The sequence below is a fragment of the Wolbachia endosymbiont of Frankliniella intonsa genome, from assembly GCF_029856955.1.
In the GTDB taxonomy this organism is placed as follows: Bacteria; Pseudomonadota; Alphaproteobacteria; order Rickettsiales; family Anaplasmataceae; genus Wolbachia.
This window is the reverse complement of record NZ_CP097148.1, coordinates 209,174-233,345: the sequence shown is the minus strand read 5'-3', so window position 1 is coordinate 233,345 and position 24,172 is coordinate 209,174. Positions and strand designations below refer to the sequence as shown.

The following is a 24,172-nucleotide window of genomic DNA, read 5'->3' as shown; positions in this document are numbered from 1 at the left end:
ATAATAAAATAATAACTTTTTAATATTATACTATAAAAATCTAAAAAGAAAAGTGGTATAAATCAGTACTTTGAGAGTGATCTAAACATAAATCGGCCAAGCACTTGATAAATAAGAGATCAGTACTGAGAGTTGGTACGCGAAAGTAATATCCGTCTTTGATAATTGCTTTATACTCTATATCAAGTTCAACCAGTGTTTCAGAATGCTCAGAAACAAAAGATATAGGTGATAAAACTACAGGTATATTATCGTCTTTTGAGCGTGATAGCTCACTTTCAGTGCTAGGCTCCAACCATTTTACAGGGCCAACCTTACTCTGATAACATATTCCCCAATCAAGATCTTCAATATTCAATTTTTTTACTATTAATTTTACTGTTTTTTCTATCTGTGAAGCGTAAGGGTCGCCTTTTTTAATGATACTAAGAGGTAAGCTATGAGCCGAGAATAGGACTCTTGGCTTACCGATTTTGCTAGCTAATTTATAATATTTAGACGTCAGATTAACATGAGCTTCAATAAAGTCTTCATTTTCATAATAATGGTGAATTGTTTTTGTGTTACATTCCAGTTTGGCATTTTTTTGCCAATTCTCGATGGATGATAGAGTTGTGGTGGTTGAATATTGCGGATATAGTGGTAACAGAATGATTTCGTCAGGGTCGAATTGCTTTACTCTTTTAACAACTTCATCAGCAAATGGATGCCAATAACGCATGCAGATGAATATCTTATATACATGGTTTCCATTTTCATTTAATTTTAGTTCTAAAGCATCAGCTTGTGCTTTCGTATTCTCCAAGATTGGCGATTTACCTCCAATGTGCTCGTATATTTCTTGTGCAGTACTTTCTCGCCTTTTGGAGATAAACTTTGCTAAAAGGAAGCGAAAAGGATTTGGTAGATTTATTATTCTTTTATCGTAAAAAAGATTAAATAAGAAAGGACGGACCGCACTTAGTGAATCAGGTCCTCCTAGGTTAAATAAGATTACTGCCTTCTTCACTGACAGCACCTTTCTTCAGGTTTGCCTATAAAATCAGCTACACACTCATCAAGTTTAGTTACAGGCACTAAATTTCTCACACTAGCATACAATAGATGGCCAGATCTCTTCACGTTACTCTGTGTAGATACAAAGTTTCTATCAAAAACCACATCAACACAAAAACTTGGCACTGCTTCAAAAAGTTCAACAGCAGCCAAAGATATCATTATGCAGCTTTGTAGAGCCTTCAGAAAAATCGTAAGGGGAAAAAGTAAAACCCTAACAAAGAGAGAGGGAGGACTTTCACTCATTAGTTGTCCTGGATTATGAGAATTATACTCAATATGATGTCTGTTTTTATCAAAGATAGGAAATTTTATAATGTCTTTCTTAAATTCCTGCTCTATTTCTTTCTTGGTATGATTTTCATTATTAGTCATTTTTTTCAATAACTTTTCACGCAAGTGAAAGGTTCTTACAACAAAACATGTTGCAACCATCAGTGCAGCACATATAAGTGCGCACTCGATAAGGCTTATGTTGCCTACCATAGCTGGTAATACAAAGCAAAAAAACAGCGGTATGGCAATCATTTCACCAAATGGAACAACGTTCCTTTTCATCGCAAAAGCGGCACCTCCTTTTAATTTTGTATTATTGTGTAAGCTATACTCTAAATAACTTAAAAATGCCAAATTAAAGGTTAAAAAACCTTTTGTTCCGCAGAAAATTGATGATTTAAGATTATTCACTAGTTTCTTACGAGAGTAAACCATAAACTACCCCTTGATGTTTTGTTCTTGACTATAAATAAAAAATCTCTTTGATGGAACAAAAATTTACAATAAAGTAAATATACGATCTTAATATAAGAAAATAATATGGCAATTGAGAGAACACTTTCAATATTAAAACCTGATGCAGTAAAAAATAATATTACAGGCAGTATAAATTCTTACATTGAAAAATCTGGACTAAAAATTATAGCACAAAGAATGATGATGCTGACAAAAAAACAAGCAGAGCTGTTTTATGAAATTCATAAGGATAGGCCTTTTTTTGGAGAGTTGGTGGAATTTATGACTTCTGGGTCTGTGATAGTTCAAGTTTTAATCGGTGAAAATGCAGTCAGTAAATACAGACAAATCATGGGTGCTACAGATCCAAAACAGGCAGATAAAGGTACAATTAGGGGTGATTTTGCTAATGATATTAGTGAAAATAGAGTGCATGGTTCTGATAGTCTAGAGAACGCTCATAGAGAAATAGCTTTCTTTTTTGCTGAATGTGAATTGGTGTAGTTTTACTTTTTTACATATTAAATTTCTGAGTTTTATGTTGAACTGTATAATATTAGCCCAATTTTTAGTTTAAGCAATATTAAGGGAAAGCTTTTTCATGCACTATAGATAATATTTAAAATGGATCATGTTGTTAACGCTTATAATAGATCTGAAGCTTCTATAGTTAGAGGAGAAGGAGTATATCTCTTCGATAAGGATGGTAAAAAATTTAGACTTTGCTGCAGGAATTTCTACAACCTCTCTAGGGCATTGTCATCCATACATTACAGATAAACTGAAGGAGCAACTGGATTCATTATGGCACTGCTCTAATATTTTTACTATTCCTCAGCAGGAAAGGCTTGCTCAGCGTTTAACAGAACTTACCTTTGCCGATAAAGTTTTTCTGCTCAAGTGGACTTGAAGCAACAGAAGCTGCAATTAAATTTATTCTCCGCTATTTTTACTTAAATGGACAAGAAAAGCGCAGTCACATCATTACAATTGAAGGAGGTTTTCATGGCCGCAGTATTGCTGCAATTTCAGCTAGGGGAAATGAAAAATCACGCGAAGGTTTTGCTCCACTCCTTTCTGGTTTTGATAAAGTTCCAAGAAATAACATTGAAGCATTAGAAAAGAAAATCAATAGCGAAACAGCTGCCATATTTTTAGAGCCCATACAAAGTGAAGGCGGAGTACATCCATTGGACGTAGAGTATCTTAAAAAAGTAAGAGAGATAACAAAAGCTCAAGGAATAATTTTATGCTTTGATGAAGTGCAATTAGGATATGGACGGATTGGCTCTCTATTTTATTATCAAAATATAGGAGTTGAACCTGATATGCTCACTTGTGCGAAGGCTATGGGTAATGGATTTCCTCTGGCTGCATGTTTAGTAAAAGATTATATAGTAGAAGCAATCACTCCAGGAACTCATGGGTCAACTTATGGAGGTAACCCACTTTCCATGACTGTTGGTAATGCAGTACTCGATGTAATGCTAAAGGAAGGCTTTTTTGACCATGTTAAGAAGGTCAGTAAATATCTAAAAGAAAAGTTGTTGCCTTTGACTGAAGAATTTCCGAAGATCGTTTCAGAAGTTCGTGGGGAGGGTTTATTGATAGGGATAGAGCTTAGAGTACCTTTGGCTGATAAAATTGTTAAACAATCTCTTGACAAAGGCTTAATAATGACTAAAATTTTAAATAACAGGGTAATAAGAATAACCCCTCCACTTGTTGTTGAGAATATGCATGTGAATGCAGTGTGTGATATATTTCATGGTTTATTTTTTTATATTAAAGATATATAGACTTGCAAATGCTTCTTACAACATATAAAATCAACTCTGTTTCTATATCGCAATAACATCATACTTTAATGGATTGGTTATTGATTTCAGTGTTGTCAGCAATTTTTTTCTTATTGATTTTATCGTTTTTGTTCTCAGGAGCAGAAATAGGGTTAACCTCAATTAGCCGATCCCGAGTGAATAAACTAAAGCTAGAAGGTAACAAAAAAGCCAAGATAATAGAGCTTTTCTTAGGTAAAAAAGAATTAACAATAGGAACAATATTACTGTGTAATACAATTATTAACATTACTTGCTCTGCTTTATTTACAGTAATATTTATAAATTCTTTTGGGAGTGAGGGCATATTTCTTTCAACATTCATGATGACGTTTTTTATTTTGCTATTTTGTGAAGTTTTACCAAAAACTTACGCCATGCAAAATCCTGAAAAATTTACATTACTTTCTGCTTATTTTATGCTGTTTTTTGTCAAGGTTCTTTCTCCATTGACATTAGGCATTCAGTTTATTGTCAATATCATTCTGAAGTTATGTGGGCTTCATAAGAATAGGGAGGTAATATCTGCAGCAGATGCAATGCGTAATATGATTACTCTTCACCGCAGTGAGGGCACTATGTTACAACAGGATTTAGATATGCTAAATAGTATACTTGATTTGGCTGAGACAGAAATATCACAAATTATGACCCACAGGAGAAACTTATTTTCTCTTGATATAGATCGAAACAAAGAAGAGTTAATAAGAGAGATTTTAACCAGTAGCCATAGCAGAGTACCTTTATGGCAAAAAGAACCAGATAATATTGTTGGAGTGGTTCACGTGAAAAATCTAATAAATGCCTTGCGTGAAAAGGATAATGAAATAGAGATTGCCAAAGTTATGTCAAAGCCTTGGTTTATACCAGAAAGTACGCCACTCAGTGTACAACTTCACAACTTTCGTAAAAACAGGAAACACCTTGCATTTGTTATTGATGAGTATGGAGCACTACAGGGAATCGTAACTCTTGAGGATATACTGGAAGAAATAGTTGGAGAAATTTCAGATGAACATGATTTGATCACAGAGAATTTTATAAAAAAGATATCCGATAATATGTATCACATAGAAGGAAAATCTACTATTAGGGATATTAATAGACAGTTACATTGGGATCTTCCTGATGAAGAAGCTACAACTCTAGCAGGTATGATTGTAAACGAGATAGAGCGCATTCCTGAAGAAAATGAAGAGTTTTCCATGTACAGTTTTTACTTTAAGATTTTAAAAAAAGATAAAAATATTATTACTATGATTGAAGTACAAGTAAAAACTGATAATACTGTAGTAGCAATTAATTAGTTGGGTTCTATGGAAGATACAGTAAAAATAACGGCTGAAGATTTGAAGAGCTATATAGAGAGAATCGAAAAACTTGAACAAGAAAAGAGGGATGTGCAAGATCACATTCGTGATGTATATGCAAAAGCTGCAGATGAAGGTTGGGATATAAAAGTGATGAAACAGATTATTAGGCTAAGAAAGATGGATGATGATGACAGGGAGGAACAGGAAATATTACTTGATACCTACAAACGTGCATTGGGAATGAATTACGAAGGTGAATAGTAGGATTGTAATTGGAATAAGTGGAGCATCTGGTTCTATTTACGGTGTACGGATTCTAGAGGCACTAAAAAATACCAATCATGAAACTCATTTAGTGATCAGCAGTGCTGGAAAAATAACTATAGCTCATGAGATTAAAGAAAAACTTGAAGATATTATGTCGCTTGCAGATTTTTACTATTCTGAAGAAAAAATAGGAGAAAAAATAGCAAGCGGCTCATTTAAAACCTCAGGTATGGTTATTGCTCCATGTTCTATGAAAACAATGTCTGAAATAGCATCGGGGGTGACTTCCAATCTATTAACAAGGGCTGCAGATGTAACTCTAAAAGAAAGAAGAAAATTAGTTCTTATGGTGCGAGAATCTCCACTACATCTTGGACATCTCCGAAATATGTTAAAACTAACGGAGATGGGAGCAATTATTGCTCCGCCAATGCCTGCTTTTTATATTAAACCAAAATCTTTGGATGATATTGTAAATCATTCTGTTGGTAAAGTATTGAATTTGTTTGATATCGCATTACCTGATTTCAAGGAGTGGCAAGGAAGTGACAATGATTATTGACGGTAAAAAAATAGCGAATGATCTCTGTGAGAAGCTATCACAAAAAATTGATGTTTTAAAGAGAGAGCATAATATTTTTCCTTGCCTTAAAGTAATTCTTGTGGGTAGCAATCCAGCAAGTCAGGTCTACGTTCGTAATAAACAAAGAAAAGCGGAATCAATGGGTATAAGTTCTGAAACTATTGTGTTGCCTGATAGTATTTCAGAAGATGAATTGATTGAAAAAGTTAATACATTAAATGAAGATTCATCTGTTCATGGAATTTTAGTTCAGTTACCCTTACCAAAGCACATCAGTGCAAGCAAAGTAATTAATACAGTAAGTGTTGAAAAAGATGTAGATGGCTTTCATGATGAGAATGTTGGCAGGTTAGTTAAAGGTGAAAAAAATTGTCTGATACCTTGTACTCCTAAAGGTTCTTTACATTTAATTAAGTCAGTTGAAAATAATCTGTCCGGTAAAAATGCGGTGATTATTGGCAGATCAAATATTGTGGGTAAGCCGATGTTTCACTTATTGTTGCAGGAAAATTGTACCGTTACCATCTTGCATTCACAAAGTAGGGATTTAGCTGATTATTGCTCTAAAGCGGATATAGTAGTTGCAGCAGTTGGAAAGCCAAATTTTGTTCAAGCAGATTGGATAAAAAAAGGTGCAATAGTGATCGATGTTGGCATAAATAGCGTTAACTTGGGAAATCAAAGTAAGCTTGTGGGTGATGTTGACTTTGAGGGAGTAAAAGAAAAAGTCAAGGCTATTACTCCAGTACCCGGGGGTGTTGGCCCAATGACAATAGCATTTCTTATGATGAACACTGTAATTGCTGCTTGCTTGCAGCGGGGAGTTGATGCTTCTGATTTTATTGCTTAAGGTTTAGCTTAATGTTAGCATAAACAGAATACCTTTGCAAATAGCACATATATAGCACCGAGCATACAACTGTGTATAGGGATTCAAAGTGTTCATAGCTTAAAAATTATAACGTATGCCTACTTCTATGATTGCATCTGGTATTTGTACTGGTGGCTTGAAGCCACTGAATTGCCCACTTGCAGCAATAGCAACTGTAGCAACTATCTGCGGAGTAAATTCATAATCAACACCTACCTTTAGTTTATAGGAAATAGAACTCATACCAATTCCCGCTATAGAAAGAACAGATAGAGAATAATGGGGAAAAAGTCATACTAGAGTAAGTGAAATAGCGAGGTATAAATGGCATTAAGGTCAAAACTATTAGACGAAAGAGTTGTAAATTTAGCGAAAGAAATGTTAAAAAAGGTAAGAAATAACGCATATGTTTCAAAAAAGTTACAAGCGGTGATAGCAGGAAAAGAAAGTAGTATAAGCGCTGTGGCAAGAATATGTAAAATTTCAAGGACTGCTTTGACTGAATGGATAAAGCATCTAAAATTTGGTAGAGTAGAAAAATTATTTGCCCCGTTTCAGCGGAGAAGAAAAAGCAAATTAAACAAAAATCAACGTGAGCAAATTGAAATATGGGTAGAAAGAAATCCAAATATTACTATTAAGGAAGTACAAATAAAAATCTCAGAGGAATTTGCCTAAACATCAGCAAATCAACAGTGCACCGTGAGATACAAAGGATGAAATTTTCTTACATAACACCGAGGCCAATGCACCATAAACAAGATAAAAACAAGCAAGAAGAGTTTAAAAGATACTTCAATAAAATAGTCAATTTCCACCCTAAAAGGGAGGTGTTTTTTTTGATGAATCACGATTTGGGACTCATTCAAAAATCGGACACGGATGGTTTAAAAGGGGTCAGAACGCAGGTTAAAATGAAAATTGGTAGACAAAATTTCTATATCTAAAGTGCGGTAAATCCAAGAAGTGGTAAGAAAATCAGCCTACTTGCTCCATATGTAAACACTGATTGTATGAATATATTTCTGGAGCAGATGTCGAAAGATTTAGGCACGAAAGAAGCCTTTCTTGTAATGGATTGTGCAAGTTGGCATAGATCAAAAAGTTTGAAAATTCAGGAAAACATTACCATCATATACTTGCCTCCTTATTCACCGGAACTGAATCCTGTTGAAAGGTTGTGGCAATATATCAAATACAATACTTTACGCAATAGTATCTACGATACCATAGGTTTACTTGAAGATGTTTTGTGTAATTTTATTGTCAATATTTCCAGTACTACTATTAAACGAGTTTGTAATGTTTCTTATTTGTTCCGTCAGTAATGGATTTTGGTATCAGCTGTGCTTTTTTGATTTTTTATTGCTTCCAAAGCTATCTTTGCTTTTAACTCTGGTTCATATTTTTTTGTTGCCATTCTTTTACCCCTTTACCTTCCTACTCGGATCAACCATTTTTTTGGTCTAGTTTATGGGGTGCATTATACGACTAGGAGCACCAAAAGCAATAACAGCTACTGCAAGAAAAATGGCATGCATATTTTATAGTATGCTCAAATACGGACAGGAATATCTAGAAAAAGGAATGGAATACTATGAAACACGCTATAAAGATAGAATTGTAAAAAATTTGATCAAAAAAGCGAGGGAATTTGGCTACATATTACTTCAACAAGAAGAGTTAGTTGAGTGAGTTTCTTAGGAGAAGTGTATTGATAAGTCCATTACAATTCAGTATTGTGAAAAATATAAGTCAAGTGTTAGTTACGACATGGGGATTTTTTTTCAATTTTTGGGTAAGGTGCTAGGCAAGGTTTTTCCTGCCAAAATAGTAAGCTCTTTTTTAGGAGTAGGGTATTTACCGGGTTGGCAGCATTATTGGTCTGCTTTTCTAATATTATTTATTACCGACATTATATTAATGCTTACATACGGAGGTGATTTTATACTATATAAAATGCCGAATTCAGGCATAGTTGTAGCTGCTATTTTTACCAAGCTAGCAATAGTTATGTTAGTGCTGCAATTAGTTGGCATATCTATTTTTCACACTCAAGATCCTTCAGCTAGCAGTGATGAGAATATAGTAATACAAATAGCATCAGGACAGGTGCTGACTGTTGCGCTTTCGATGCCGGCAATAATGTCAATTTATTATATTGTAAGTAAATTCTATCTAAGTATATGTAAAGCAATACTTCAATGTCCATTTTGGTTTAATGATCTTATGCATTTGTTCTTTTTCTTTATAATACCTTATTTATTTTTTAATATTGTAGAAGTAATAAAACCATGGCCGATAAGTACGATACAGCTTAGTCATAACAATGCAATATCAATCACATTTGAAGGGATTTTTCATGTGTTTTATGCAGTGATTTTATTGTACTTCACTGCATTTATATTCTGCGATCTGACTATGCATGATGCGATTGTTTTAAATAAAAGCATATTTGAGTATGTAAAAGAAAGTTCAATAGCCTTGAGTGACTATTTTCATGGCACTATTAAAAAAATAAGTATAGAATAGTACGTATTTGCTTATGTATTCAGTTTAAAAGATATACAGTTTGCGTGAATCTACAGGATATAATAAAGGGATTACAAGATTTTTGGGCAGATGAAGGGTGTACTGTACTTCATCCATATACGTCTGAAGTTGGAGCTGGAACACTACATCCCGCAACAATCATGTCAGCGATTGACGAAAAATCAACAAAAATTGCGTATCTACAACCAGTAATCAGACCTGCAGACGGACGCTATGGCGACAACCCTAATCGTTTATATCAGCATCATCAATACCAAGTTATAATAAAACCATCTGGCAGCAATTTGCAAGATATTTACTTAAATAGCTTAAAAGCTCTTGGTGTATCGACAAAAGAATATGATATTAAGTTTATTGAAGATGATTGGGAAAATCCAAGTGTTGGTGCATCCGGTCTTGGTTGGGAGGTTACATGCAACGGAATGGAAGTAACACAACTTACTTATATACAGCAAGTGGGAGGTATTGACTGCAGAATAATTCCTGGTGAAGTAGCATATGGGTTAGAGCGTTTAGCAATGTGCATACAGGGTGTAGATAATGTTTACGACATAATGTGGAACGGTAGCGGTGCAACTTATGGAGATATTTTTAAACAAAGAGAGCGAGAGTTTTCTTACCTGGCACTTGATTATTATGATACTAAAGTAGTACAACAGCAGTTTGAGGATACAGAAAAACTGTGTAAATTCCTTGTTGAAAAAGAATTGCCGATAGCAGCTTATGACCAATGTATTAAAACGAGCCATCTACTTAATCTACTTGATGCAAGAGGTGTGCTTGGTGTGAATGAACGTACAGCTTATATTAGTAGAGTGAGAGAGTTAACAAAAAAATGCTGTGAATTATATAGAGCAAAGTAGAATATGTTGTCACAATTATTGTTTGAATGTCTTTCAGAAGAAATTCCATCAAGAATGCAGAATTCATCTGCAGCTCAGGTTAAGAGCTATATCACTAATGCTTTTAGTAAAAATAATGTGAAATTTGCATCTATAGAAGTTTATGTGACTGCACGTCGCATTGCTCTTTTTATTGATGGTATAAGTGCTTTGGAGCTAAAAGATTCTAACAATGAGATTAAAGGACCAAGAGTTAATGCACCGAAAAGTGCTATCGAAGGTTTTTTGAGAAAAAATCGGAAAGGTGAAGAAGATTTACTCATTCGCAAAGTAAATGATGAAGATTTTTACTTCATTAAGAGAGAAAGCTGCTTATTTAACATCAACGGGTTTCTCAAAAATCAACTGGAGGAAATGCTAAAAAACTTTTCTTGGCCAAAGAGTATGAGATGGAGTGAAAGAAAAGAGAGATGGGTTAGGCCAATTAAAAATATTCTATGTATTTTAAATGACGAAATAATACCTATATCTTTTGCAGGGGTTACAGCATGCAACGTGACGTATGGTCATAGGTTTCTCTCAGGTGATGCAGCACTTACTGTTAAAACACCCAAAGACTATTTTGAATTGTTAGAAAAAAATAATGTCATTCTCCAGTTGGACAAAAGAAAGCAATTTATACTAGATCAGATTAATAAGTTTACAAAAGAGGAGAACTTACAACTTGAAAAAAATGATTATTTACTTAATGAATTGGCAGGGCTTATAGAGTGGCCAATAGTATTATTTGGTAAAGTAAAATCATCAGAATTACCGAAGGAAGTAATACTTAGTATAATTAATACGCAGCAAAAGTATCTTGCTTTAAGTGATGGACAGAAAATATCACATTTTGTTACTGTTGTAAATGTTAACAACAATGAAGTTGTCAAAGGCCATGAAAGAATATTAGAAGCACGTCTTGCTGATGCCCAGTTTTTGATATCTCAAGACAAGAAGGAAAACCTAGATTACTATGTCAAAAAATTGAGCTCTATTTCATTTCATGCTTCGCTCGGTGGCGTAGAAGAAAAAGTGAAGCGTATTATCGCTCTTTCAAAGTATATAGCGATATTTATTCCACATGCTTCATTAATTAAAGTTGAACGTGCTGCATATTTAGCAAAGGCAGATCTTGCAACGTTGATAGTGAAAGAATTTCCGGGATTGCAAGGAGTAATGAGTGGATACTACGCTTCTTATTTTCAAGAGGATAAAGAAGTAGTGGAAGCTATAACTGAGCACTATAAGCCAATTGGATCGGACCAAGAATGCCCTAAATCTCCTACTGCGATTGCTGTAGCTATTGCAGACAAAATGGATAGTTTGGTTGGCTTAATTGCAGCAGGTGAGAAAATCTCTGGTTCGTATGATCAGTTTGGTTTGCGGAGAATGACAATTGGTATAATTAGAACAATACTTGAAAATAATTTGTATATTCCAATTAGATTGCTGATAGATAAGTCAGTATCTTTATGTTCAAGCCTTCTATTGAATAAAAATATAACTCCAGTTGATAAGCCAAGTGAAAAACAAATTTCAGAACTAGTATTTAAATTCTGCTTAGAAAGGTTCAAGGTTATTTTAAAAAATAGAAATATAAGGCAAGATGTTGTAGATTCAATACTATATAAAGTCGATATTAATGATCTGCTGAAAGCGGAAAAGCAAACTGTTATATTGGATCATTATCTTAGTACAAAAGAAGGTGAACAGGTTCTAAGCACTTATAAAAGAGCCAGTAACATGATGAGCAAAGTGAGAAAAAGTGATGGCACTACTTATAATGCATCTTACAGTAAGAAGTTTTTGATTGAAGATGACGAGATTGCGCTATCAAATTGTGCTATAGCTGCTTGTAAAAACATCAAACAAGCGATAGAAAATAACGACTTTAATACAGCGCTTGATGAACTTGCTAGTTTTGCTCCGTTTATCAATCAATTTATGGACAGTGTAAAGATTAACTGTGATTCTAATGAGCTTAGAATAAACAGGTTATCTTTGCTTGCAAATGTTGTTTCTACCTTTCATTTATTAGCAGAGTTTAACCTTATACAGGTTAAACAATTGATAAATGCTCAGGCAATATAAGGAACAAATCAAATCATCTCCACAATCCTGTGGCGTTTATAAGATGATTGGAGATAAGAATAAGGTTTTATACATTGGTAAAGCAAAAAACTTGAAGTCGAGATTATCCGACTACCTTCAATTCGAAAACCTTTCTGAACGAATCAGAGTAATGATCTTACAGGTTATTAAGGTTGAAATATTCATCACTGAGAATGAAATCGAAGCATTGCTTCTTGAAGCACAGTTAATAAAATCGTTAAAACCATCTTATAATATTTTGCTTAGGGATGGAAAATCTTATCCTTATATAACAATTTCTAAGCATGATTATCCAAGAATAGCGAAATATAGAGGTAAGTTTAAGAAGAATGAGTTTCATTACTACGGCCCTTTTCCATCTGCCGCTGCTGTTAAGAACACTATATTATCATTGCAAAAAGCTTTTCTCTTAAGAGTATGTTCAGATCAATATTTCTCTTCAACAAAAAGACCATGTCTTGAGTATCAAGTTAAGCGCTGTTCAGCACCATGCGTAGATAAAATTACAAAAGATGATTACTGCAAATCAGTAAAACAAGCACAAGATACTCTGCTAGGAAGGAATAAAGAAGTGCAAAGACAGCTATTTTCTACAATGGAAAAGTGCAGTAGGGAGATGAACTACGAGCTTGCTGCTGTCTATAGAGATCGATTGAAATTTCTTCAGCAAATTCAAATGCAGCCAATGGATTTTTCTTTTGAAGAAGATGCAGATTTCTTCAGCATTGTACGTGAGGCAGACTTAGCATGCATTGGTGTACTATCTTTCAGAGATAAAGGTAACTATGGAAGCATTCCTTACTTCATTGAGAATTGTAGTGATCATCCAAATGATGAAATTTTATCCACCTTTTTGGTCAATTTGTATAATCCAGTTAATACACCACCAGCACAAATTTACGTTCCCGATTTTATTAAGGATAAGGAAATTATAGAACAAGCACTTTATGCTCTTACTCAAAAATCAATAAAAGTTTTGTATGCGAAAAATAGTAAAGAGCGTGATTTGTTGAATTTTATTTACAATAATTCTAAGCATAGCCTAGAGCAGAAGCTTACTGATTATAGAAATAACCTAGAAAAGCTCGAAGAGCTTAGGAAGATTTTCTTGTTACCAAATATTCCAAAGCGTATCGAAGTTTATGACAATAGCCATATATCTGGAAATCAACAGATTGGTGTGATGATTGTTGCAGGGCAGGAAGGTTTTTTAAAAAGTGAATACAAAAAATTTACTATAAAAGAAGAAATTTCAGGTGATGACTATAAAATGATGAGAGAAGTGCTGACTAGACGTTTCTCTGGCAATATAAAAGATATAATCCCTGATTTTTTACTGATTGATGGCGGTCCAGGACATGTTTCCATAGTGCAGAATGTATTGGAAATATTGAATATAAAAGTTCCTTTTGCTTGTATGGCAAAAGGTCATGATCGTAATGCAGGAAATGAAAGATTTTATGTGCCGAGCAGAGAAGAATTTACTCTAGCAAGTGACAGCAAGGTCATGCTTTATTTACAATTGCTGCGTAATGAAGCTCACCGTTTTGCGATAACTTCGCATAGAAAAAAACGCGATAAACAGTTTTTTGCTTCACAATTAAGTAAAATATCTGGTGTTGGCAGTAAAAGAAAGAAGGCACTCATGTCTCATTTTGGTTCGGTAGAAAACATAAGCAAAGCTTCTCTATCTGAAATTCAAAACGTACCTGGAATTAGTAAAGGTTTAGCAGAAATCATTCTTCAACACGTGAATTCTAAGAAAGGTACTCCTAAATAGGTACTCTAAAATTAACCTTTATTTCTTCTTAATAAGACATAAAAAGCTCCTTTGCCACCATGTTTTTTTATGGCTTGCTGATAGTATAAGATCATATTTCGAACTTTTGTGTCATTCAACCACTTATTTAAGCTATTCTTTATAGTGTCTATTTTATCTGTACTATTACCATGCCCCGTAATTACCAATAAGCACCTATTCCTTGCTTGATAATTTTTGATAATAAAATCTATCAATTTACAATAAGCATTATCTATACTATAGCCATGCAAATCGAGTTTATCGCTTATAAAATATTTGCCTCTATCGATCTTTAATTTTGTATTGTAGTCAAGACAAAATGATGAATCACCATTATCAGTATTAAGAAAATTTTCTTGTAAACCAGAGATACCTTTATCAATCATAGATTTTATATTTACTTTGTGATCAACTTTCAAAGTAACTTTGCCACATTCTATTGGCTTAACATTTTTTTGCCAATCTAACTCATCGTCTGACATAAATTCATTAATTGAACTGCATAATTTTACAATAATATATAAACACAGTAAAATATTGCTTACTCTATAAAAATCTGATTTTTAATAATGAGATGAAATCATCAAAAGCTAATGAAAACTGTTGGATATATGGAAAGCACACTTGTATTTCAGCATTAAGAAACAAAAATAGGCGGTGTATAGAACTGTTAGTAACAGAAAATTTCTACAGAGAATTTGAGAAAGAAATTAAACAATGTGCAGATAGTAACGGCATTAAAGCTCGACTGGTAGAGAACAAAATGTTCAATGATGTTTTACCCAAAGGTGTAAATCACCAAGGAATTGCTTTAAAAGTTACTCCTATTTTTCACAGCTTAAATATTGAAGAAATAGCTGAAGGTTCAGGTGAAAACTCTACTATAGTCATTTTAGATCAAATTACTGATACACACAATATAGGTTCGATTTTAAGAACCTCAGCTTGTTTCAACATTGATGCATTGGTTTTACCACATCACCATTCGCCGGGCGAAAATGCATCTATCGCAAAATCAGCAAGTGGAGCACTTGATATTGTCCCTCTAATATACGTTACAAACATAGTAAAGACGATGGAGTCTTTAAAAAAGATAGGCTACTGGTGTTATGGGTTTGATTGCAATGCAAAGGAAAATATAGATGAAATAAAGAATTTTGGGCAAAAAAGAGTAATTGTTTTTGGTTCTGAAGAGAAAGGAATGCGGAGACTAGTTAAAGAAAATTGTGATTATCTTTTAAAAATCCCAATGTCAAACGTAATTAACAGTCTAAATGTTTCAAACGCAGCAGCAATAGGACTATATTCCATTTACATTAAAACAAAAATCAACGTGAGCAAATTGAAATATGGGTAGAAAGAAATCCAAATATTACTATTAAGGAAGTACAAATAAAAATCTCAGAGGAATTTGCCCTAAACATCAGCAAATCAACAGTGCACCGTGAGATACAAAGGATGAAATTTTCTTACATAACACCGAGGCCAATGCACCATAAACAAGATAAAAACAAGCAAGAAGAGTTTAAAAGATACTTCAATAAAATAGTCAATTTCCACCCTAAAAGGGAGGTGTTTTTTTTGATGAATCACGATTTGGGACTCATTCAAAAATCGGACAGGGATGGTTTAAAAAAGGGGTCAGAACGCAGGTTAAAATGAAAATTGGTAGACAAAATTTCTATATCTAAAGTGCGGTAAATCCAAGAAGTGGTAAGAAAATTAGCCTACTTGCTCCATATGTAAACACTGATTGTATGAATATATTTCTGGAGCAGATGTCGAAAGATTTAGGCACGAAAGAAGCCTTTCTTGTAATGGATTGTGCAAGTTGGCATAGATCAAAAAGTTTGAAAATTCAGGAAAACATTACCATCATATACTTGCCTCCTTATTCACCGGAACTGAATCCTGTTGAAAGGTTGTGGCAATATATCAAATACAATACTTTACGCAATAGTATCTACGATACCATAGGTTTACTTGAAGATGTTTTGTGTAATTTTATTGTCAATATTTCCAGTACTACTATTAAACGAGTTTGTAATGTTTCTTATTTGTTCCGTCAGTAATGGATTTTGGTATAACTTTACACTTTTTCAACCACTGTGCTAGGTTATGAAGGTCTTCAGTAAAGCAACCAAATTTCTGAACGCGTTGCTCATCTCCTCCTTCAGGTATACACACATAGTGTACAGCTGAACCAATGTCTATTCCTGCTGCATTAGGATTCACTATTTCTAATTTACTTTTTGCTTTTTTCATGCTAACTCCTACATATAATTTGTTACAGGGAAACGCTTCAGCTTGGAACGGTTGATAGTACAATCTCCTAACCGAGGTAGTCTAAATGACTCCATCAATGATTTGACCGTTCCTTCCAAGACCATGCTTGCATACGGGCACTTAGGCACCATTGAAAATGTCGATCATAACTGCAGAGGCGCTCCCTCTACAACTATACTTGAAAATTACTAAAAACTTAAATTTGTGTGTTTCTTTCTGATTTGACAGATTTTTCTGTTCGATTCTTGCATTAACATCTGCTTTTGCCTCTACCAGGCACTTTACTATACCTAAATGACCATTTTTAGCAGCAAACATTAGAGCAGTTCCCCCAAATTCATTTTTTGCATTAACATTTGCTTTCGCTTCTTTTACTAGATACTTTACTACATCCAAATGACCATCTTCAGCAGCAAATATTAGAGGAGTGAATTCAAACATATCTTGTGCATTAACATCTACTTCTGCTCTTTCTACCAGGTATTTCACTGCCTCTAAATCACCATTTTTGGCAGATGAAAATAATTTAAAAAGTAGCTCAGTACGACTTCTAACTATTCGTGCAATTGATAATGCTTGTAACGTAGAAGGTTGTCTCAATTCTTGAGTATCACCTTCTAATTTTGGTACAAGATTTTTTAGCCAAGGAGCTGCATGTGTGAAATAATTAAGATTCTCTTTTGTGAAACGATTCAATAAATTTTTTACAGTATTAGATTTGTCACTTTCTTCAATTTCTCTATTTATACCATAATATTCTAACAAAGCATCAAGTATTGCTTTATTGTTAAAATTATACACCATTTACTAGCCCCCTGAATAAACTTCGAAACCATCTTAATCCCTATTAAGGAATGAAAGCATTTTGTAGAGTTTTTCTTTTAATACTTATGCCTTTTATTTAAAATTGGAATGAGAGCAACCTCACTACTGCTATAGCTCTTTGATATGAATAAATACTACTTAGCTTCAACTTTCTCTATCAATTTCTTGACCAAGGCTCTCAATCTTCTGCTGGAATCATCAAGCTCTTGAATTTGTGAAGCATCTTTTCCCATGAGCTCTTTGTGATTACTCTTTATGTAATCATACATTTCCTTCATCTGAGCAATCATCTTGTTGATATCCATACCACCCATATCAGGTATGATGCTAGGCATATTTCCTTCTAGCATACCACCAGCCATAAGTTGCTGAGACATTTGCATGAATGGCTTTAAGGTCTGTTGAAGCAAATTAGGGTCGCTTGCCAATTTTTCTATTTGCTGTTTGCAAGTATCAATGTACTGCTTCATAAATTCATCATCTTGCATTTTATCTGTCATAATTACACCTCTTTGAAACTAATATTATATATTGTTTTTAATTAAAAACAATACAAGAACAACTATATTAATACTTGATTAAATGACAAATTAACTATTTTAAAGGTTCACATACTCTCTTTAACCATTCCTTATCTTTTATGCCATTTTCTATATTTTTATAAATAAATTGGTGATAGCTATTTATCCATTTAACTTCATCTTCAGTAAGCATTTGTATATCTATTAGCTTTTATCATAAGGAACAGAGGTCAATTGTTTAAAGCTTAAAAAGACGTTTTCTCGCCTTTCAATATACATCAGATTCTCAATTCTTATTCCATACTTTCCTGGAATATAATAACCAGGCTCGTTAGAAAGTATCATGCCTGGAATGAGTTCCACTTTATTTCCTCTTGATATTGCTTGCGGTCCTTCGTGTACCGAAAGGTAACTTCCTACTCCATGTCCTGTACCGTGCATGTAATCCATTCCAAATTTCCATAAATGTATACGCGCTAATATGTCCAATTCTCCACCAGTAGTGCCAGAAGGAAAGACCGCACTTGCTATCGCAATGTGAGCTTTTAATACTATTGTGTAGTGAGCTCGTTGCTCATTGGTTGGACTACCAATTGCTATAGTTCTTGTAACATCGGTTGTGCCATCAAGGTACTGACCACCAGAGTCAATTAAATACAGCCCATCTTCTTGAATGACTTTATTTGTCTTATTGCTTGCACGGTAATGAATGATTGCTCCATTCTCGTTGAATGCTGAAATTGTTCGAAAACTCGGTTGCTTAAACAAATTCTGCTCTTTTCTGTATTCTAAAACTTTTTCTTCAGCTTCAAGCTCAGTAATTTCACTGTCAATATTGTTTTCAAGCCAATATAGAAAATTTATAACTGCTACTCCATCTTTGATGTGCGCACTTATAGCTCCAGTTATTTCAGTTTGATTTTTTACTGCTTTGTGAATCAAACAAGGATCCTCCTTCTCAATTATCTGCTTATTTTCTATTAGACCTCTTTCATTACTTATTGTCATCCCAGTGCTTGACACTGGGATCCATGCTTTTTTATTTCTGGTCAAGCACTGGAATGACACCGAAGCTGATTTTTCATTTAAATAATGGTTATACAAGGGATCTATTGCATTCATAATGCTCATTGGAGTCGTGCTTGGATCTATCACCACCAAATTTAACTTATGTAGTGAATTTTCTAGCTCACTAATATCAAAAACATTTATATGGTTATCAAAATTTGCTTCTATAGTTGAATGTTCTTTATCTTGAATAAATAAATCAACATTGGCATTTTTATACAATATAGCACGACCCAATATACAAGGAGTATATTCAGCACTTTCATTTCTTAAATTTAATAACCACGAAATTGAATTTGGATCAGTCAGAAGCACTGCTTCAGCCTCTATGTTTTTAGCTACTCTTTCACATTTATCCTTACCACTCTCACCAGATACATGTGAGACTATTGTTTGTGCTTTATGACTACTATCTTTTTTAATTAAGTATGGTACTAGTTTACGAATGCCTTCATATTTTCTTATGTCCTTCATAGTAAAATATTGCGGATAGTAACCCAGTGAGGTAGTCAATGTTAAGTTTGCTTTTACCCATTTGTGTGGATCCTCTTCTTGTATATTATATACTCGAAAACTGCCCTGATCGAGCTGACTGCGAGCTTGTGTGATATAGCGTCCATCTGTAAAAAATGGGCACTTATTACTCTTTGTAACGATAAGTAGCCCATTTGTTCCCGTGAAGCCACATAACTCTGCTAACTCTTTTGAATATTCATTTAAATACTCGTCTTTAGTATGCAACATAAATGCATCAACATTTATTTCGTGCATAAAAGAGCGAAATTCTTCGATTTTTGACATGTTACGCAGAATTAGCAGCTATTTTCGTTTTCTTATTCCTAAGGTACACTAATATGCTAACTATCGCTGCTGGAGTGATGCCTTGTATTTGCTTCGCAATACCAATTGTTGCTGGCTTTATTGACTGTAACTTCTCTATCACTTCAGTTGACAAGCCTTTAATCTGTGAGTAGTTGAAATTAGTTGGAATTTGAGTATTAACTTCCTCTTGTAGAAACTTCATATCGGCTTCTTGTCTTACTAAATAAGGCTTGTATTTTGCTTCAATTGCAACTGCTTCATATATTTCATTCTTGGCTATGCTATCAGTTATAGTGTTATTCCAGCACATGGCGCTGGAATCTACATTTTTTTCAGTGTCAACTGCATCCATTCTATCATCATTCAAGTACTGGATCCCAGTGTCAGCTACTTGGATGACAGGAAGAGGTGCTTTGGTGTTATGCAAGTAGCTGACACTGGAATCCATGTTTAACTCTGGCCATATTTCTCGTAATTTATTCCAGTCAATATTTGGATAACCGAGCAAATCTAATGCTGTTTTTCTTATTCCATCATAAGATATTTTAATGCCATAGGACCTGAGCTGCTCAGCAGTAATTGTTAGGCTCTCTAATTTCTCCTTAAGTTGCTTAATGGATTTAAGTTTACCCTGCAAAACAGAGTATCTCCCATGCGACACAAGAGAGATGTCATAACCTTTTTGTGTCAATCTTCTATCTGCATTATCTGATCTGATTGCCAGTCTATATTCTGCACGCGAGGTGAATAATCTGTAAGGCTCAGCAATTCCCTTAGTGACCAAGTCGTCTATCATTACACCGATATATGAGTCTGTACGATGAAGAACAAAACTTTTTTGAGATAAAGAGAATGCTGCATTGATTCCGGCAATAATTCCCTGCCCGGCTGCTTCTTCATATCCAGTGGTACCATTAATTTGACCAGCAAAATATAGTCCTTTAACTTTCTTAGTTTCGAGAGTATGAAATAGCTCTCGTGGATCGATATAATCGTATTCAACTGCATATCCAGGTCTTAATATTTCTGCATTTTCAAGCCCTTTTATACTCTTTATCATTTCATACTGCACTTCGATGGGCAATGAATTTGAAATTCCATTTGGATATATAGTGTTATCATCAATCCCTTCTGGTTCTAGAAATATTTGGTGATTATTTTTTTCTGCAAATTTTTTAACTTTAGTTTCAATTGATGGGCAGTATCTTGGTGCAATAACGTTATCTAAATATGAAGAAGCTGATCTGTGAAGATTCTCTCGAATTACTTTGTGTGTATGTTCATTAGTATGAGTAATAAAACATGAAACCTGAGGCTGGTTAATTTTCTCTGTAAGATAAGAAAATGGTGTAGGTGGATTGTCACCCACTTGTTCTTGTAATACCGACCAGTTTATAGTGCCACGATCAAGCCTCGGTGGAGTTCCGGTACGTAATCTGCCCAGTTTAAAATCATACTTCTTTAGCGTGTTTGCAAGCTCTATTGCAGGTTTATCTCCCATTCTTCCAGAAGGAGTTGTTTGCTCTCCTATATGAATCACACCACGCAAAAAAGTTCCTGTAGTTAAAACAACTCTGCTTGTCAGTATACGTTCACCTGAGTCTGTTATTACAGCTTTTATATAAGATTCTCCATTGCTATCACTTTCGATAAGAAAATCGTCAACCGACTCTTCTTTTACTGTCAAGTTGTTATAATTTAGAATAATTTCCTGTATTGCTTTTTTGTATAATTTTCGGTCTGCCTGTGCACGTGGTCCCCATACTGCTGCACCTCTGCTTCTATTTAAAACTACCGAGTGTATGCTTGCTCGGTCGATAGCTCTTCCCATTATTCCATCAAGAGCATCAACTTCCCTCACCACAACACCCTTTGCAACTCCTCCAATTGCTGGATTACAGGACATCTTTCCTATAGTTGAAATTTTGTGAGTTATAAGTAGTGTGTTTGCACCAAGGCGAGCTGCAGCTGTAGCTGCTTCACACCCGGCATGACCGCCACCTACTACCACTACATCGTACTTATGCATCTTCTTGAGTAATTCCTACTCTATAATATTCCAACTATCAGTGATTGATGTCAAATTTTACAGATTACAACATTGCACACTAACTTAGCTCAAACTGCCGTCTCTCTCGCAGAAAAAACTTTTTCAACTTTGGGAAAGATGATACTTTTATTAACTTCTTCTTCCGGAAAGGTAATACATTCATCTACTTCTTCTTCCTGAGATATTTTGACATGTGTAGAATCTGTAATCGAAATTGCACTTACTGCAGATTTAATTGCTGTTTCATCTACACAATGCACTATAGCTACAGTTGCAAAGAACCCTAAAATCGGTGCTATCAGCCCTATCATTCCACTTATTAATGTAAATCCTATTTTTGGATTAGGAAAAATAGCAGCTATGCTTCCAGCAAGTGTAACTCCAATTGCAGCGCTTGTAGATATCATCAAACTCAAAAAATTTGCTACTTTTCCATGATCCTCCCCAACAGGATCTCTTTTGCAAAACTTATATAGCAAACATCCTACGTGAAAAACCGCAATCAATGCTGGAGCTATACAACCAGCAATTCCACCTATGGCTAAAGGTGATGAAGTGTCAAAACTTAACCACCAAGATAATACTCCTAGTGCTGACACTATACTATAAGCTAACAAACAAATATACATACAATCCCTCTCACTAATATTTTTACTCTAAATCGCAAACTTCCCCTCCGCCATCTAAATACTAGAGCAACAAGGAATGCTAACGGCCGTGCAAAAATATCCAATGTTTATATTTATGTAAAGTGGAAATTTTTAGTGGGGCGAGCGACCAGGATTGAACTGGCGACATTCAGTACCACAAACTGACGCTCTACCAACTGAGCTACGCCCGCCAAGGTATAAAATTTCTAACACACAAGCATAAATAGTCAATTAATTATTTAAGCTACCTACTTTTGCATAGAGTTTTAAGTTTAGCGAATAAACATTTTCATTTATGCTTTTAGCATTATAGTTAATCGTATTGAAATCGTGATATGTTTAAAAGTATTTTCACATTTAGTTTTTTTACAGCTATTTCAAGAATTTTAGGGCTAATAAGAGATGTATTGATTGCTACGGTTATTGGTGCAACTTCTCTTGCAGATATATTCTTTTCCTCGTTTCGCTTTGCTAATTTATTTCGATCGTTTTTTGCAGAGGGAGCATTTACTACCTCATTCATACCATTATACTCTGCAGAGTCATATGATAATAAAAAGGCATTTAATTTCGCAAGTAGTGTAATATCCATTACGTTTATTATTCTAGTAATTTTTTGCCTTATCACACAAACCTTCTTCCCTTACATGATCAAAATCTTCACTCCTGGATTTGACCAAAATAAATTTACCTTTACTGTAACTTTGTCGAAAATTATGATGCCCTACATAATCTTCGTGTCAATCGCATCACTTATTGGTGGAATGTTGCAAGTAAAACAGCATTTTTCTTCAACAGCTATTTCACCAATCATTTTGAACCTCTGTTTAATCATCAGTTTGTTTTTACCTTACATTGAAACACCGGCTCATAACCTTTCTATAGCCGTCCTGATTGGAGGGATTTTGCAGCTACTTTTAATAGTATTTAGTGCATACAAATTAAAGGCTTTCTTTTCTTTTAGTTTAGAATTAAGTAACGAAGTAAAATTATTTTTTAAACGTGTGATACCTGCAATTATCAACAATTGTGTAATACAAATAAGTGTATGGATTGACACAATCATGGCGAGTTTTATACCAAATGCAGTTTCTTATATATATTATGCCGATAGACTAAATCAACTACCGCAAGGAGTAATTGGCACTGCAATTGGTACAGTACTTCTTCCTCTGATTTCAAAACGAATAAATGATACTGAGAATATAGTCAAAATACAGAACAAGGCCCTTAATATAGGGTTAATATTAATTATGCCAATAACTGCTGCTTTTATCATTATTCCTGACATAATTTTACTTACGCTTTTTTCTTACGGCCGATTTGATTATTATGCAGTGCAGCAAACTGTTCCTACATTAGTAGCATTTTCTCTTTCTTTACCCGCATTTATTATAAATAAAGTATTGCTACCCACATTCTTTGCTAGGGGAAAGCTAAAAATACCAACTATGTTATCATTAACGTGCCTTGGAATTAATGTAATACTAAATCTCATATTAATGAACAAATACCAACATATAGGAATTGCTATTGCTACTTCCATTTCCACTTGGATAAATTCTATTTTATTGATTAATTATTTAACAATAAATAAGATGTATAAGATTAGCCAAGCATTGTTACTAAATATTGTAAAAATTCTCACTGCAACATTGGTTATGTCAATAGTTCTTTATCTCTCTAATTACTTATCAGCAGGGTTGTTTTTCGATAGAGGGCTAGCTCGTATTGTTTATTTAGTAACTTTAATAGCTTTGAGTGTTATTATTTATTCTAGCACTCTTTACCTAATTTTTAGAGGAAATTTGAATAATTTGAAATATGTATAAATTACACCCTTTGTATTGCTATATTTCATTTCAGCTACTATTCCAATATCCACTCCTTTCATCCCATAACCTATTCCCGTCATCCCAGTGCTTGACACTGGGATCCAG

20 protein-coding genes, 1 tRNA gene and 6 pseudogenes are annotated in these 24,172 nt (G+C 34.2%); 15 read left to right on the top strand and 12 right to left on the bottom strand.

Translation table 11 applies throughout. From position 1 onward, the window contains the following. Positions 1–40: 40 nt before the first annotated feature. Positions 41–1,009, bottom strand: coding sequence for a ferrochelatase (hemH, locus tag M3L71_RS01330; protein WP_280143776.1), 969 nt, complete (start codon positions 1,007–1,009; stop codon positions 41–43). Then, positions 1,006–1,767: a hypothetical protein gene (locus M3L71_RS01325; RefSeq protein WP_349292704.1), complete on the bottom strand. Its 762-nt coding sequence runs from the start codon at positions 1,765–1,767 to the stop codon at positions 1,006–1,008. Before M3L71_RS01325 ends, hemH begins: the two co-directional genes overlap by 4 nt. Before the next feature lie 105 nt (positions 1,768–1,872). Here M3L71_RS01325 and ndk point away from each other — a divergent pair, with 105 nt between their 5' ends. The 6 genes and pseudogenes from ndk (at position 1,873) to folD (ending at position 6,639) form a co-directional block, all read left to right on the top strand. Next, positions 1,873–2,292 carry a nucleoside-diphosphate kinase gene (gene ndk / locus M3L71_RS01320; protein WP_264377498.1) on the top strand — a complete coding sequence of 140 codons (420 nt, stop codon included), beginning with the start codon at positions 1,873–1,875 and terminating at the stop codon, positions 2,290–2,292. Positions 2,293–2,412: 120 nt separating this feature from the next. Further along, a pseudogene (locus M3L71_RS01310) lies at positions 2,413–3,587 on the top strand (acetylornithine transaminase). 68 nt (positions 3,588–3,655) lie between these two features. After that, on the top strand, positions 3,656–4,933 hold the full coding sequence (locus M3L71_RS01305; protein WP_280143772.1) for an HlyC/CorC family transporter: 1,278 nt from the start codon (positions 3,656–3,658) through the stop codon (positions 4,931–4,933). A gap of 9 nt (positions 4,934–4,942) precedes the next feature. Further along, the gene (locus M3L71_RS01300; RefSeq protein WP_006014634.1) at positions 4,943–5,200 is read left to right on the top strand and encodes a DUF2312 domain-containing protein; all 258 of its coding nucleotides are present in this window, start codon (positions 4,943–4,945) and stop codon (positions 5,198–5,200) included. Beyond that, the gene (locus M3L71_RS01295) at positions 5,193–5,768 is read left to right on the top strand and encodes a UbiX family flavin prenyltransferase (RefSeq protein WP_265030761.1); all 576 of its coding nucleotides are present in this window, start codon (positions 5,193–5,195) and stop codon (positions 5,766–5,768) included. Before M3L71_RS01300 ends, M3L71_RS01295 begins: the two co-directional genes overlap by 8 nt. Then, the gene (folD, locus tag M3L71_RS01290; protein ID WP_265030762.1) at positions 5,752–6,639 is read left to right on the top strand and encodes a bifunctional methylenetetrahydrofolate dehydrogenase/methenyltetrahydrofolate cyclohydrolase FolD; all 888 of its coding nucleotides are present in this window, start codon (positions 5,752–5,754) and stop codon (positions 6,637–6,639) included. Before M3L71_RS01295 ends, folD begins: the two co-directional genes overlap by 17 nt. A gap of 99 nt (positions 6,640–6,738) precedes the next feature. On the opposite strand, the pseudogene M3L71_RS01285 reads toward folD, so the two are convergent. After that, positions 6,739–6,903, bottom strand: a pseudogene (locus M3L71_RS01285) (hypothetical protein); the annotation flags it as partial. A gap of 81 nt (positions 6,904–6,984) precedes the next feature. On the opposite strand from M3L71_RS01285, the pseudogene M3L71_RS01280 reads away from it, so the two are divergent. From M3L71_RS01280 to uvrC, 6 genes and pseudogenes are all read left to right on the top strand, one after another. Next, positions 6,985–7,988 (top strand): annotated as a pseudogene (locus M3L71_RS01280) (IS630 family transposase). 160 nt (positions 7,989–8,148) lie between these two features. Beyond that, positions 8,149–8,355 (top strand): annotated as a pseudogene (locus M3L71_RS01275) (IS110 family transposase); the annotation flags it as partial. A 78-nt stretch (positions 8,356–8,433) separates the two neighbouring features. Further along, on the top strand, positions 8,434–9,192 hold the full coding sequence (locus tag M3L71_RS01270) for a phosphatidylglycerophosphatase (protein WP_280143771.1): 759 nt from the start codon (positions 8,434–8,436) through the stop codon (positions 9,190–9,192). 44 nt (positions 9,193–9,236) lie between these two features. Beyond that, entirely contained in the window at positions 9,237–10,076 is an 840-nt protein-coding gene (locus M3L71_RS01265; protein WP_280143770.1) for a glycine--tRNA ligase subunit alpha, read from the top strand. A 3-nt stretch (positions 10,077–10,079) separates the two neighbouring features. Then, complete coding sequence (gene glyS, locus M3L71_RS01260) at positions 10,080–12,188, top strand: glycine--tRNA ligase subunit beta (RefSeq protein ID WP_280143769.1); 2,109 nt, start codon at positions 10,080–10,082, stop codon at positions 12,186–12,188. Further along, on the top strand, positions 12,172–13,989 hold the full coding sequence (gene uvrC / locus M3L71_RS01255) for an excinuclease ABC subunit UvrC (RefSeq protein ID WP_280143768.1): 1,818 nt from the start codon (positions 12,172–12,174) through the stop codon (positions 13,987–13,989). The genes glyS and uvrC overlap by 17 nt, the downstream gene beginning before the upstream one ends. Before the next feature lie 11 nt (positions 13,990–14,000). Here uvrC and M3L71_RS01250 read toward each other — a convergent pair whose 3' ends face one another. After that, positions 14,001–14,492 carry a Smr/MutS family protein gene (locus M3L71_RS01250; RefSeq protein ID WP_264374581.1) on the bottom strand — a complete coding sequence of 164 codons (492 nt, stop codon included), beginning with the start codon at positions 14,490–14,492 and terminating at the stop codon, positions 14,001–14,003. 92 nt (positions 14,493–14,584) lie between these two features. On the opposite strand from M3L71_RS01250, the gene rlmB reads away from it, so the two are divergent. Then, on the top strand, positions 14,585–15,367 hold the full coding sequence (rlmB, locus tag M3L71_RS01245) for a 23S rRNA (guanosine(2251)-2'-O)-methyltransferase RlmB (protein ID WP_280143767.1): 783 nt from the start codon (positions 14,585–14,587) through the stop codon (positions 15,365–15,367). Beyond that, positions 15,331–16,082: pseudogene (locus tag M3L71_RS01240) on the top strand (IS630 family transposase); the annotation flags it as partial. The gene rlmB and the pseudogene M3L71_RS01240, both read left to right, overlap by 37 nt. A 13-nt stretch (positions 16,083–16,095) precedes the next feature. Here the strand turns inward: M3L71_RS01240 and M3L71_RS01235 are convergent. From M3L71_RS01235 to M3L71_RS01205, 8 genes and pseudogenes are all read right to left on the bottom strand, one after another. After that, positions 16,096–16,275 (bottom strand): annotated as a pseudogene (locus M3L71_RS01235) (IS110 family transposase); the annotation flags it as partial. A gap of 141 nt (positions 16,276–16,416) precedes the next feature. Then, entirely contained in the window at positions 16,417–17,100 is a 684-nt protein-coding gene (locus M3L71_RS01230) for an ankyrin repeat domain-containing protein (protein WP_280143766.1), read from the bottom strand. Positions 17,101–17,255: 155 nt separating this feature from the next. Then, the gene (locus M3L71_RS01225) at positions 17,256–17,621 is read right to left on the bottom strand and encodes a hypothetical protein (RefSeq protein WP_280143756.1); all 366 of its coding nucleotides are present in this window, start codon (positions 17,619–17,621) and stop codon (positions 17,256–17,258) included. 94 nt (positions 17,622–17,715) lie between these two features. Next, entirely contained in the window at positions 17,716–17,835 is a 120-nt protein-coding gene (locus M3L71_RS08530) for a M24 family metallopeptidase C-terminal domain-containing protein (RefSeq protein WP_458695211.1), read from the bottom strand. Between the two features lie 11 nt (positions 17,836–17,846). Next, positions 17,847–19,511 (bottom strand): M24 family metallopeptidase, encoded by a 1,665-nt coding sequence (locus tag M3L71_RS01220; RefSeq protein ID WP_458695210.1) that lies wholly within the window; start codon positions 19,509–19,511, stop codon positions 17,847–17,849. A 1-nt stretch (position 19,512) separates the two neighbouring features. Next, the gene (mnmG, locus tag M3L71_RS01215) at positions 19,513–21,561 is read right to left on the bottom strand and encodes a tRNA uridine-5-carboxymethylaminomethyl(34) synthesis enzyme MnmG (RefSeq protein WP_280143765.1); all 2,049 of its coding nucleotides are present in this window, start codon (positions 21,559–21,561) and stop codon (positions 19,513–19,515) included. 89 nt (positions 21,562–21,650) lie between these two features. After that, the gene (locus M3L71_RS01210; protein ID WP_280143764.1) at positions 21,651–22,211 is read right to left on the bottom strand and encodes a hypothetical protein; all 561 of its coding nucleotides are present in this window, start codon (positions 22,209–22,211) and stop codon (positions 21,651–21,653) included. 136 nt (positions 22,212–22,347) lie between these two features. Next, a tRNA-His gene (locus M3L71_RS01205) sits at positions 22,348–22,423 on the bottom strand. A gap of 144 nt (positions 22,424–22,567) precedes the next feature. Between M3L71_RS01205 and murJ the strand changes: the two genes are divergently transcribed. Then, positions 22,568–24,064, top strand: coding sequence for a murein biosynthesis integral membrane protein MurJ (gene murJ, locus M3L71_RS01200; RefSeq protein ID WP_280143763.1), 1,497 nt, complete (start codon positions 22,568–22,570; stop codon positions 24,062–24,064). The last annotated feature ends 108 nt before the right edge of the window (positions 24,065–24,172 follow it).

Bases quoted from the DNA above. Each gene is read 5' to 3' on its own strand.
- M3L71_RS01325 (WP_349292704.1), bottom strand. From the start codon at position 1,767: ATGGTTTACTCTCGTAAGAAACTAGTGAATAATCTTAAATCATCAATT.
- ndk (WP_264377498.1), top strand. From the start codon at position 1,873: ATGGCAATTGAGAGAACACTTTCAATATTAAAACCTGATGCAGTAAAA.
- M3L71_RS01305 (WP_280143772.1), top strand. From the start codon at position 3,656: ATGGATTGGTTATTGATTTCAGTGTTGTCAGCAATTTTTTTCTTATTG.
- M3L71_RS01300 (WP_006014634.1), top strand. From the start codon at position 4,943: ATGGAAGATACAGTAAAAATAACGGCTGAAGATTTGAAGAGCTATATA.
- M3L71_RS01270 (WP_280143771.1), top strand. From the start codon at position 8,434: ATGGGGATTTTTTTTCAATTTTTGGGTAAGGTGCTAGGCAAGGTTTTT.
- glyS (WP_280143769.1), top strand. From the start codon at position 10,080: ATGTTGTCACAATTATTGTTTGAATGTCTTTCAGAAGAAATTCCATCA.
- uvrC (WP_280143768.1), top strand. From the start codon at position 12,172: ATGCTCAGGCAATATAAGGAACAAATCAAATCATCTCCACAATCCTGT.
- M3L71_RS01250 (WP_264374581.1), bottom strand. From the start codon at position 14,492: ATGTCAGACGATGAGTTAGATTGGCAAAAAAATGTTAAGCCAATAGAA.
- rlmB (WP_280143767.1), top strand. From the start codon at position 14,585: ATGAAATCATCAAAAGCTAATGAAAACTGTTGGATATATGGAAAGCAC.
- M3L71_RS01230 (WP_280143766.1), bottom strand. From the start codon at position 17,100: ATGGTGTATAATTTTAACAATAAAGCAATACTTGATGCTTTGTTAGAA.
- M3L71_RS01225 (WP_280143756.1), bottom strand. From the start codon at position 17,621: ATGACAGATAAAATGCAAGATGATGAATTTATGAAGCAGTACATTGAT.
- M3L71_RS08530 (WP_458695211.1), bottom strand. From the start codon at position 17,835: ATGCTTACTGAAGATGAAGTTAAATGGATAAATAGCTATCACCAATTT.
- M3L71_RS01220 (WP_458695210.1), bottom strand. From the start codon at position 19,511: ATGTCAAAAATCGAAGAATTTCGCTCTTTTATGCACGAAATAAATGTT.
- mnmG (WP_280143765.1), bottom strand. From the start codon at position 21,561: ATGCATAAGTACGATGTAGTGGTAGTAGGTGGCGGTCATGCCGGGTGT.
- M3L71_RS01210 (WP_280143764.1), bottom strand. From the start codon at position 22,211: ATGTATATTTGTTTGTTAGCTTATAGTATAGTGTCAGCACTAGGAGTA.
- murJ (WP_280143763.1), top strand. From the start codon at position 22,568: ATGTTTAAAAGTATTTTCACATTTAGTTTTTTTACAGCTATTTCAAGA.